The organism is Novosphingobium sp. BAM6, from assembly GCF_057784955.1.
This window is the reverse complement of record NZ_JBYNTR010000001.1, coordinates 1,180,489-1,192,945: the sequence shown is the minus strand read 5'-3', so window position 1 is coordinate 1,192,945 and position 12,457 is coordinate 1,180,489. Positions and strand designations below refer to the sequence as shown.

Annotated in this window: 2 protein-coding genes; both read left to right on the top strand. The window is 63.4% G+C overall.

Features of this window, described 5'->3' with window-relative positions; all coding sequences use genetic code 11:
• The first annotated feature begins 194 nt into the window (after positions 1-194).
• Complete coding sequence (locus tag AC3EC3_RS05520; RefSeq protein WP_488488623.1) at positions 195-1,337, top strand: glycosyl transferase; 1,143 nt, start codon at positions 195-197, stop codon at positions 1,335-1,337.
• Between the two features lie 442 nt (positions 1,338-1,779).
• On the top strand, positions 1,780-12,414 hold the full coding sequence (locus AC3EC3_RS05515) for an Ig-like domain-containing protein (RefSeq protein ID WP_488488622.1): 10,635 nt from the start codon (positions 1,780-1,782) through the stop codon (positions 12,412-12,414).
• Positions 12,415-12,457: the final 43 nt, after the last annotated feature.

Sequence of the window (12,457 nt, the reverse complement as noted above, 5' to 3'; positions counted from 1 at the left end):
GAAGCGGCGATACCCGGCACTTCGCCGTGCGTCGAGGTACGGCGCCGAATTGCCTCGCGAACATGGGCAAAAAAACATGCTGGCGCCACATGTCACCGATCAGGCCGTGTCAGTACACGGTCATGACAGGCCTACAGGTACAACGATTTTCCCATTTTCCGACGGTCGGCCGCGGCACGGGCCGCGTGCATGTCATGGCTATCGGCGGTGCCCATCAGTTTGCGCATATCATTCCTGTAGCGTGCGAGGTGGAACGCCTGCTGCCAGGTGCGGTGACGATATTCGTGCCCTCGCACCGCGATGCGCGAGCGCTCGGCGCGTTCCTTGCAGCGATCGGCGAGCCGATGCTGCGGGTCACGGTGATGACCTTGCCCCGCAGCGTGTCCTTCATCGGTAAAGTGGTTGGCAAGGTCGGGCGCTTGCTTGCGTGGCGATCGCGACTGGTTCAGGCCGATGTGATCCTGTGTGCGGAACGGACTTCGACCATTCTTGCACGCACAGGTCGCGATTGCCCGCCGATCCTGCATATTCCGCATGGCGCAGGGGATCGGGCTGTCGGCTTCGAGCCGCGTTTCGCCTATTTCGACGAGGTGTTCGTTGCAGGCAGCAAGGATCGCGATCGCTTGCTGGCCGACGGCAGGGTGCCCGAGGATCGTTGCACTGTTGCAGGGCCGGTCAAGCTGGCAGCCGTGCTCAAATGCCATGCGCAGCGACCCCGTCTGTTCGACAACGATCGCAAGACCATTCTCTATAATCCGCACTTTTCTAAGCAGTTCGGTTCCTTGCCGCGTTTCGGAAAGCGGCTTGCCGAGGCGGTGATGCGGGATGGCCGCTATAACCTGGTGATCGCGCCGCATGTCCGGATGGCGCGAGGCTGGAGTGCACGCCGTCGCCGTGAATGGGAGGCGCTGGCCGTGCCGGGGCAGATCCGGGTGGATCTCGGGTCGGAGCGTGGTTGCGACATGACCTATACGCTCGGTGCCGATGTCTATGTCGGCGATGTTAGCAGCCAGGTCTACGAGTTCCTCGTTCATCCGCGCCCCTGCCTGTTCATCGACGTGGCGGGGACGCCATGGCGTGACTGCGAAAACTTCGCAATGTGGCATTTCGGAGAGGTCATCGGCGCGGACGTCGATGTGATTGCCGCCGTGGATCGCGCCATCGCCGCACATGGGGCCTATGCCACATGGCAGAAGGAACGCATGGCCTATGCCATCCAGGGGATCGCATGGATGCACGACGGCAAACCCCGGATCGATGGACAGTCACCTGCAATTACGGTGGCGCAGGCCCTAGTCGCACGGGCCGGGTTGCGGGATGTGAACATCGCGGCCTGAGAGGCATGCATCGCCGATATGCATTGAGGCGTATCGATCTGGCTATGCCCTACTTTTCTTTGTCGAGCGCTTGGATGATTGCCCGCTGTCGTGATCGGCATCTCACCATGCTTCTATACTGTTCCGATATGGATGCATTGTCAGGTCTGTGACCGCGGGTCTGGGCAAGTGTGTCCGTGTTGTTGGAATTGGCTTCCCATGAATTTGAAAATTCTTGTCTGTTTCGGACGTGAAATGGCTATATCTTGGAAAACAAATAGCCATACGTGTGATGGATAAGTGGCGACATCACATTATATTGATAAATTAATGATATATCATTGAGGAAATATTTTAAGTTCAATGTAAAGACGGACAATATTGTTATAGGTAGTATTGTCTAAGTTTCCTCACGTAAATTTGTCTCGCAGGATGTGGGTCGCCGCCAACCGGGAGACAGTCCATGGACAAGCGCGTCGAGATCACCAGCAAGGTAAAAGGATCGGCCAGCAAGACGCTTCATGCAGGAGATGGCGTAACATCGATTGCGGTTGAGCAGGGAGCAGCGGTCAGGATCGACGTTGCTGCCGGGACCGTGACAGGCATGGTCCGTGATGGCGATGATCTGGTAATTTCGTTCGCGGATGGCAGCGTTGTACGGCTCGATGGCTATTTCGCCTGCGGAACCAGCGAAGCGACGCCCGTGACTTTTGCCGATCCCCTGACCGGAGATCAATGGCTTGCACATCTGGCGGACCTGACCTGCGTCGCGCCGGCGGAGACTTCGAGCAGCCCTGTCGACTTTACCATGGTGCCGCTTGAAAGCTCTTCCGCCGTATCGGGAGGGCTGTCGAGCGGGTTGCTGATCGGTCTTGGCGGGCTGGCAGCGGCGGGGGCCATCGTCGCGGTGTCCAGCGGTGGCGGGCATAGTGGCGGCGGCAGTACGCCTTCGGGCGACACGACGCCGCCTGCCGCGCCGACGATCGCACCTAGCAACGGCAGTGTCCTCGATGGCACGGCAGAGCCGGGGGCCACAGTGCGGCTCGATTTCAACGGCGACGGAACGGCCGATGCCAGTGTGACGGCGGATAGCAGTGGGCACTGGTCCTATACGCCGCCCAGTCCGCTGGCCAATGGGACGAGCGTTACGGCGACGGCGGTGGATGCGGCGGGGAACGTTTCTCCGCCCGCAAGCACGGTTACGGATTCGCTCGCACCGCCTCAGCCGTTCGTCAACGATGCCATGGACAATGCCGGAACGATCCAGGGCATTGTCGTTTCGGGAGGATTTACCGACGATGCAACGCCGACGCTGGAAGGGGTGACCGAGGCGGAGGCCAGCGTTGGGATCTACGATAACGGCACTTTGATTGCGACCGTGACGGCTGCTGCGAACGGGAACTGGTCCTACACACCTGGTACGCCGCTGGGGGAAGGCGAGCACGCTTTCACCATCGTGGCCACCGATGCGCTGGGCAATGCCAGCGCGGCCTCGGCACCGTATACTCTGACGGTGGACCTGACACCGCCCGCTGTACCGGTGCTTGCTGAAACGGATGGCACCACGATCGCCGGCACGGCAGAAGCGGGCGCTCTGGTAGGCGTGGATGTCGATGGTGACGGCGTAGCGGATCTTTTCGCAACCGCTGCTGATAACGGCAGCTGGAGTGTCACCGTCGATCCCGCACTGGCGGATGGCGCTACGGTTACCGCCACGGCAACGGATGCTGCGGGGAACGTGTCCGCCGCCGCGACGACGATTGTCGACCAGTCGCTCGATACCACACCGCCGCCGGTGCCGAGGCCTGTCGTGACGGACGATCAGGGTATGGTGCAGGGCGCACTAGCCAGTGGCGATGCAACGGATGACGCTTCTCCGGTGCTGAGCGGCACCGGCGCGGAGGCAGGGGCGACGATCTCCATTTACGATGGGACGCAGTTGTTGGGTACAGCGCTTGTCCAACCGGATGGAACCTGGAGCTTCGAGGTATCTCCCCCGCTGGAGGATGGGCCGCATTCGCTGACGTTCACCGCTACCGATAGCACGGGCAACGTCAGTGCGGCCTCTTCGGCGTTCGACCTTGTGGTCGATACGCAGGCGCCGGATTCTCCCTTTATAGATCCGACGAACGGTTCCGGGCTGGTCGGCACGGCACAGGCCGGTGTGTTCGTCGATATCGACATTGACGGAGACGGCTCGGTGGATGCCACCGTACAGGCCGATGCCAACGGGCGCTGGAGCTACATTCCCGCGCAAACCATCCCGGACGATACCGTGGTCGAGGTGACGGCCCGCGATGTGGCGGGCAATGTCTCGTCACCTGCCAGCATGGTCGTTGACGCCAATTATCCCGTTGTGCCGATCATCAATGCGGTGTCCGACGATGTTGCCGCCGGCATCGGGCAGATCGCGGCAGGAGGGGTGAGTAACGACCCGAGGCCGACGCTCAGCGGAATCGCGGCGGGAGGGGCGACCGTCACCGTGCTCGACAACGGCACGGCGATCGGCACCGCGACGGCGAATGCAGGAGGGGCATGGACGTTCACGCCGGCCACTGCCCTGACAGAGGGCAATCACAGCTTTACCGTGACGGCCCTCGATCCGTACGGTGTGGGTAGCGGCCCTTCCAGCGCCTATCCTGTAACGTTCGATTATACCGCGCCTGCAGCCCCGGTTCTCAATCCCACGGATGGTGCAACGTTGAGTGGCAGGGCAGAAGCAGGGGCAACCGTCCTTGTCGACAGCGACGGCAATGGAACGCCTGACGCGACTGCGATTGCGGATGCGAACGGTCGCTGGAGCGTTTCGTTCGATCCGGCGCTGGCGGATGGAACCACCGTCAGCGTGGTGGCACAAGACCAGGCAGGAAATGCCTCGCCTGCTGCCAGCGGTACGGTTGATGCCTCGCTGGACAGCACGCCGCCGGCAGTCCCCGTGCTGACGGCGGTGACGGACGACGTGGGATCGATACAGGGACAGATTGCCAGCGGTGCGGCCAGCGACGACACGATGCCGCTGATCGCCGGGACGGGCGATCCGGACGTTACGGTGTCGCTCTACGATCAGGGTATCCTGATCTCCACGACCACTTCGGATGCTTCGGGTAACTGGTCATTTGCCCCCACGCTGGCGGAAGGTCCGCATGTGCTGACCTTCACGTCTACGGATGCGCAGGGCAACGAGAGCCAGCCGAGCGGTGCCTTCGCGCTTACGGTCGATACGACCGCACCTTCCGCGCCAGTGATCGATGCCAGCAACGGGGACAGCCTGGCAGGGGCTGCAGAGGCAGGCGCGACAGTCAATCTCGACCTTGATGGCGATGGCACGGTCGATACCTCGGTACAGGCGGGATCCGATGGGAGTTGGACGTACACGCCCGATGATCCGCTTGCCAACGGTGACACTGTAATCGCCACTGCCAGCGATGCCGCAGGCAATACATCTGCGCAAAGCTCGACAACGATCGACCGTACTGCGCCAGCCTCCCCTGCGATTTCGTCGGCAAGTGACGATACCGGCAGCAGGCAGGGGGCGATGGCCAGCGGTGCCTATACCGACGATACTCAACCGACGTTTACCGGCACGGCAGAACCGGGGGCACTCGTTTCGCTGTATGACGGCGTAGCGCTGCTGGGCACTGCAGTCGCGACGCCTGCGGGCACGTGGACTATCTTGCCACAGATCCCACTGACGCAAGGCTTGCATGTGTTCACGGCCACGGCAAGCGACGCCCTGGGCAATGTGAGCCCGGCGACATCGCCATTCAGCCTGAACATCGATACCTCTGCGCCTAGTGCGCCTTCGATCATCTCGGCTCTCGACGACTTCGGCGCGGTTCAGGGGCTGGTCGCCTCAGGCGGTTCTAGCGATGATGCCAGTCCACTTTTGCGCGGGAGTGCGGAGCCCGGCAGCAGTGTCTCGATCTATGACGGGACGAGCCTGCTCGGCACGGCCCTTGCCAATGGGGTGGGAAACTGGAGTTTTACGCCCACCTCCCCGCTTGCCGTGGGGCCGCACAGCTTCACCGCGACCTCGACCGATACGGCTGGCAATGTCAGCCCGGCTTCTTCCGTCTATGCGCTGGCGATCACCTCTCCGACCGTGGCTGCGCCTACCGTTGGCGCGGTGCTGGACGACGCTGGGAGCGTGCAGGGACCGGTTCAGCCGGGCGGTATGACCGACGATGTACTGCCATCGTTTTCGGGAACGGCATCGCCGGGCACGGTCGTCACGGTCCTGATCGACGGGGCCTCGATCGGAACCGCACCGGTCGATGCGACCGGGCGCTGGAGCCTGATGCCTGCCGTCGCCCTGGCGGGCGGGCCGCACGTCCTCACCACCTATGCCACCGATGCCAGCGGAACGCAGAGCCCGACGACCGCGCCGTTCGCGTTCACCGTCGATACGCAGGCGCCCGCAGCGCCCGTCATTACAGCTGCACTGGATAACGCCGGTACGGTCCAGGGGCCCGTCGCAAGCGGCGGTGTCAGCGATGACGTCCTGCCGACTTTCACCGGTACGACCGAACCGGGCGCGACGGTCACGATCAGCGATGGTGCCACCGTCCTTGGAACCGCGCTGGCTGGTGCCGGTGGGGCATGGACTTTTACGCCCACGATGGCACTGGCCGAAGGTCCGCACGCGATTACGGCCTATGCCACCGACGTCGCAGGAAACGTCGGCGCCAGTTCTGGGCCGTTCACTCTGCGGATCGACGTGACGGCTCCGGCTGCGCCCACCATCCAGCCGAGCAGTGGCACGACGCTGACGGGAACTGCGGAAGCCGGGGCGACCGTCAATCTCGACCTGGACGGGAACGGTGTGGCCGACACCAGCGTCGTGGCGAATGGATCGGGTCTGTGGACCTACACGCCGCCGGTTCAGCTTCTCGATGGTACTCGGGTGATTGCAACAGCGACCGATACCGCAGGAAATACGTCCGCGCCAACGAGCATGCTGGTCGATCGCACCGCACCGCTGGCACCCGCCATAACCGGCGTCCTTGACGACGTGGCGCCTCAGACGGGAACAGTGGCAAACGGCGGCGGTACCAATGATACGCAGCCGGTGCTCACTGGCACGGCGGAGCCCGGCTCGACCGTTACGATCTTCGATAATGGCACTTCGCTTGGCACCGCCGCGGTCAATGCCTCCGGCAACTGGACCTTCCCGGTCGCGACTGTGCTGGCGACCGGTTCGCACGCCTTCACGGCAAGTGCGATCGACGCGGCCGGCAACAGCGGCCCGGTGTCTGTGGCATATACGGTGACGGTGGATACGGCCATTCCGCCCGCCCCGGTCATCACCTCACTCACAGATGACGTCGGGCCCGCTCAGGGTGATGTCGCCTCGGGAGGAACAAGCGACGATACGCTCCCGGTGCTGGGAGGAACCTCGGGCGCGAACCTGACGATTGCCGTTTATGACGGCGCGACGCTGATCGGCACGGCGACAGCCAATAGCGCAGGGGCTTGGAGCCTAACGCCAACTTCCCCGGTATCGGGTGGGCCGCACAATTTCACGGCGATCGCAACCAATGCGGCTGGCGCGGTGAGCGCGGCATCGAATGTCTATTCCGTCACCATCGACACTTCGATGCCGGCGGCGCCCACAATCACGAGTGTGACCGATGACGCCACCGACCATGTCGGCACGGTTCCTGCAGGTGGCCTGACGAACGATACCTCGCCGTTGATCGCAGGCACGGCAGCTGCGAATGCCGTGCTTCGGGTCTATGCTGACGGAGCGCTTCTGGGGACGGCCAATGCCGATGCCAGCGGCAACTGGAGCTACGGTGCTGCGCTTGGCGAGGGCGCACACAGCATAACCGCAATTGTCGTGAATGCGGCGGGCGTGACCAGTGGCCCCTCGAATACCTACAGCTTCACCATCGATGCGACCGCGCCGGGCGCGCCGGTTGTCGTCCGTGCCGGGGGCAGCCAGATATCGGGAACGGCAGAAGCCGGGGCGAGCGTGCTGATCGACGTTGGTAACAACGGATCTGTCGATGCGACGGTAACCGTCGATGGCACCGGCGCGTGGAGCTATAACTTCCCGACCAATCCGGGTAACGGCGTCGTGGTCAGCGTGCGGGCGGAAGATCCTGCGGGCAATGTTTCAGGGCCGACGAGCGCGACGGTTGACGCCGTTGCACCGGCTGCCCCGGTCCTGGCCGCGGTGAACGACGATCAGGCACCGGTGACAGGCGCGGTTTCGGCAGGTGGAGTCACGAACGACACGCAGCCTACCTTTACGGGAACCGCCGAAGCGGGGGCGACCGTCACCGTGCGGGATGGCGCCACCGTGCTGGGAACGGCACTGGCCGACAGCAGCGGAAACTGGACTTTCACGCCCGTTGCAGCGCTTGCCCCCGGCGGGCATGCGATCACGATCGTGGCAACCGATCCTTCCGGCAACACCGGCAGTGCATCTTCGCCTGCCTTCGCCTTCAGCATCGATACCAGCGCTCCTGCAACACCGGTGGTCGCGAACGTCAGCGATAATGCCGCGCCGCAGACCGGCAACGTGGCCAGTGGCGGGGCGACCAACGACACGACGCCCACGATCACCGGCACGGCAGAGGCAGGCGCGCTTGTCAGCCTCTATGCCAACGCCAGCACCACGGCGCTTGCCACGGTGGCGGCCGATGGTAGCGGCAACTGGTCCTTCACACCGACGCTTGCGCAGGGGAGCTACAGCTTTACCGTGACGGCGACCGATAGTGCAGGTAATGTCAGCGTGACCTCGAACGCCTATGCGATCACGGTCGACACGGCGCCGCCAGCGGCCCCGGTGCTTTTCCCCACTGACGGCATCACGATAGCAGGAACGGGAGAGCCGGGCGCGATCATCCAGGTCGATACCGACGGTAACGGTACGCCCAATTACACGACCACGGTGGACAGTTTCGGAGGTTGGAGCGTCACGGCAAGTCCCGCGCTGCCCGATGGAACCACGGTCTCGGCAGTCGCAGTGGATGCGGCAGGAAATGTCTCGCCGCCGGACAGTGAAGTGGTCGATGACGGCATAAACACGACGCCGCCGTCCGTCCCGTCGACGCCCACCATCTTTGACAACGTGGGAACCGCGCAGGGGCCCGTCTCCAGTGGGGGGGCGACCGACGATGCCATGCCCGAGCTTTCCGGTACGGCGGACCCGCTATCGACGATCACCATATACGATCTGGGCGTGCCGATCGGAACCACCACGGCGGACAGTGCAGGCAACTGGAGCTACACGCCAACGCTGACCGATGGCGCGCACAGCTTTACCGCGACAGCTGCCCAGAATGGATTGGAAAGCCTCAACAGCTCGCCCGTAGCTCTCAACGTCGATACGGCTGCACCGGCTGCGCCGACGATCTCCCCCACCAATGGAAGCACGCTTTCGGGGACGGCGGAGCCCAATTCACTGGTCAATCTGGACTTCACCGGCGATGGTGTGCCCGAAGCCGTGGTGCCGGTCGATACAGCTGGCAACTGGGCGTATACGCCCGCCACGCCGCTGCCCGACGGCACTCTTGTAACCGCACGATCTGAAGACGCAGCGGGGAATCTCTCGTCGCCGAGTACGCAGAGCGTCGATAGTGCGCCGCCCCCGACACCGGTGATCGTCAATGCCAGCGATAATGTGACGCCCGTGACCGGCAGCGTTTCCACAGGCGGGGCAACGAATGACACAACGCCGACGCTTACAGGTACAGCAGAAGCCAATTCGATCGTGACGATCCGGGATGGCAGCTCGGTGCTGGGGGTGGTGACTGCCAATGCTTCGGGTGCCTGGACGTTTACGCCCACGCTGCCCCTGGCAACCGGCTCGCATTCCTTCACGGTGATCAGCACGGATGCCCTCGGCAATGTCAGCTCCGCCTCCAACACATATGGCCTGACCATAGATACGGCTGCGCCGGTTGCGCCGGTGATTACCAGTGCCAGCGACAATGTGGGCCCGATTCAAGGCACCGTGGCATCGGGGGGCGCAAGCGACGATGCCACTCCGACACTGAGCGGCACTGCCGAAGCCAACGCGACGGTGACGATCTACGATGGCGGCATCGTGATCGGCACTGCGACTGCCAATGTTTCCGGCGCATGGATATTCACACCGGCAACGGCGCTGGGAAGCGGTACGCATAGCTTCACGGCGACGGCGACCGACAGTGCAGGCAATGTCGGGCCGACATCTAACACTTACAGCGTGACGGTGGACACCACAGCTCCGGTGGTTCCGGCGGTCACGGCTGTCAGTGACGATGTCGGGGCAACGCAAGGCCCTCTGTCCAACGGCGGCGTCACGGATGATCCTCGTCCGACGCTGACCGGCACATCCGAAGCCAATGCCACGATCACGGTCTACGACGGCAGTGCTGCCATTGGCACGACCACGGCGAACGCAGCAGGGGCATGGACCTTCACGCCATCGGTTGACCTTGCTGCCGGGGCACACGCGTTGACCGTTCGCGCCAGCGATGCCGTCGGCAACCAGAGTGCCGCCACGTCGCCTTTCAACCTGACCGTGGATACCACTGCCCCTGTCGCCCCGGTGATCGTTTCCGCCACGGATGATGTGGGCACGTCGCAAGGCATTGTTTCCAGCGGCGGCACGACCGATGACGCCGCACCGCTGCTGGCCGGCACCGCCGAGGCAAATTCCATCGTGTCGATCTACAACAACGGTGCGCTGCTGGGCACGACCACCGCGAATGCATCCGGCGCATGGACTTACACGCCGCCCAGCCAGCTTGCGGAGGGATCGCACGCTTTCACCGCTACCGCACGCGATGCGGCAGGCAACCTGAGCAGCACCTCGAACACCTACTCGATAACGGTTGATACCACTGCGCCGCTGGTGCCCTCTATCGCTAGTGTTGCGGACGACGTCGGGGGCGTGCAGGGCACGCTGGCAAACGGTGCTGCGACCGATGATACACGACCGGCCCTGACCGGCTCGGCCGAGTCGAATTCCACCGTTTCCATCTACGATAACGGTTCGCTGATCGGAACCGCGGTGACCAATGCCTCGGGCGTCTGGACCTACACGCCGACGACCGCTTTGGCAGATGGCAGCCACAGTTTCACGATCCGGGCGGCGGATGCCACAGGCAATGTCAGCGCCGCGTCTTCGCCTTTCGCGATCCGCGTGGATACGACCGCCCCGGCTGCTCCGGTTATCGCCAGCGTGACGGATGATGTCGGGACCGTGCAGGGCACCGTTGCGACTGGCGGCGTCACCAACGATACGCTGCCGTTATTGCGCGGCACCGGTGAAGCGGGCTCGACATTGACGATCCTTGCCAACGGTGTTTCGGTCGGCAGCGCGGTCGTCGATGCCAGCGGCAACTGGAGCTTTACGCCAGCCTCGGCTCTTGCGGAGGGGAGTTACAGCTTCACGGCAAGAGCGACCGATGCCGCCGGAAACACCGGTCCGGTGTCGAACACGTATGCGATCACTGTGGATACGACGGCGCCTGCCGTACCGGTCATCACCAGTATCGTCGATGATGTGCCGCTGAATACCGGCGTGGTGGCGAATGGCGGTTCCTCGAACGACACGTTGCCGCAACTGACAGGGACAGCGCCGGCCAATGCTTCGCTGGTGATTTATGACAACGGCGTTTCCATCGGTTCGGCGACTGCCAATGTCTCGGGCGCGTGGACTTTCACGCCCGGTGCTGCGCTGTCGGATGGAAGCCACAGTTTCACAGCCGTTGCAGTCGATACTGCGGGCAATGCCAGCGCGGCTTCCAACACCTATGCAATGACGCTCGACCACACAGCGCCAGCCAACACGATTGCGATCACGATGCTCTACACCGATACCGGAACGGTCGGTGACTGGAGTACGCAGGATAACAGCCCCACGATCAGCGGTTCGCTGGGATCCGCGTTGACGTCCGGCGATACGGTGCAAGTCCAGATCGATGGCGGAACGTGGGTGAATGCCAGCGCATCGGGAACGAGCTGGTTCTACGGTCCTGGAACCTTGACCACGGGTTCGCATACCATCGCCGCGCGCGTTGTCGATGCGGCGGGCAACATTGGCAATACCACGTCGCAGGGCATCACGATCACCAGCATTCCGGCGACTGCGCCGGTGGTGCAGGCAAGCAGTTCATCGCTGCTCGGTCTCGTCGGGCTCAATGCGTTGAACCTGATCGACCTGTCCTCGCAGTCGCTGAGCGCGGCGGACGTGAACAACAACCTGCAGCGGGTGGTGGTATCCTATGCGCCGCTGCTGTCGGTTTCGCTGGGGGCCTATACCCTTACGGCGTCTGCCGCGTTGGCGGCAGAACTCGGTTTGCAGATCGGAGTGAGCAACAATTCGGGCTTCCTGGGCGTGCTTGCGCCGTCATCGACGCTCACCATCACGGCAGTCGGCGGCGGGGTTATCGATAACCTCGCGGTCAACGAACTGCTGGCGACGGTCCACTTTCAGCAAAGCACCTCGCTGGTCAGCCTCGACGTGCTCAACGCGACCTCGATAACCGCCTACGACACCACCAACCTGTCGAGCACGACGACTGTCAGCAGTTTGCTGGATGCCAGCCTTCTCAATACCAGCGGCGCCAGCAACATCTATCAGGGCACCAGCGGCAACGACACGTTGACCGGCACGGCGGCGAATGACCGGCTCTACGGTTTTGCCGGAAACGATACCTTGAACGGCGGCGATGGCGACGATCTGCTGCGCGGCGGTGCCGGAGCCGATACCCTGAACGGGGGCAATGGCAACGACACACTGGTCTACGATGCGGCGGACACTCTGATCGATGGCGGAGCAGGCACGGACACGCTGCTCATCGCTTCGGGTACAGGGCCGGTGCTCAATCTCGATCTGGTCAACAACATTCGTAATATCGAGCGGATCGACCTCGGCACCGGCGATGCCGGGCGCCAGATCACACTGACCGAGGCCGGTATTCTGCGGGCGACGGACAGCAACCATGCGCTGACTGTGCTGGGGGACGGCAGCGATCAGGTGACGATGACCGGCGCGGTCTTCCAGGGCCAGACCATCGTCGGCGGGGAAGCCTACAATCACTACACGCTCGGGACGACGAACATCTACGTCGATCATCCTGTGCTGGCGGTGACGTGAGCGGACGAGGCGAGGCGAGGCGAGGCGAGGCGAGGCACGGCGA

Bases quoted from the DNA above. Each gene is read 5' to 3' on its own strand.
- AC3EC3_RS05515 (WP_488488622.1), top strand. From the start codon at position 1,780: ATGGACAAGCGCGTCGAGATCACCAGCAAGGTAAAAGGATCGGCCAGC.
- AC3EC3_RS05520 (WP_488488623.1), top strand. From the start codon at position 195: ATGGCTATCGGCGGTGCCCATCAGTTTGCGCATATCATTCCTGTAGCG.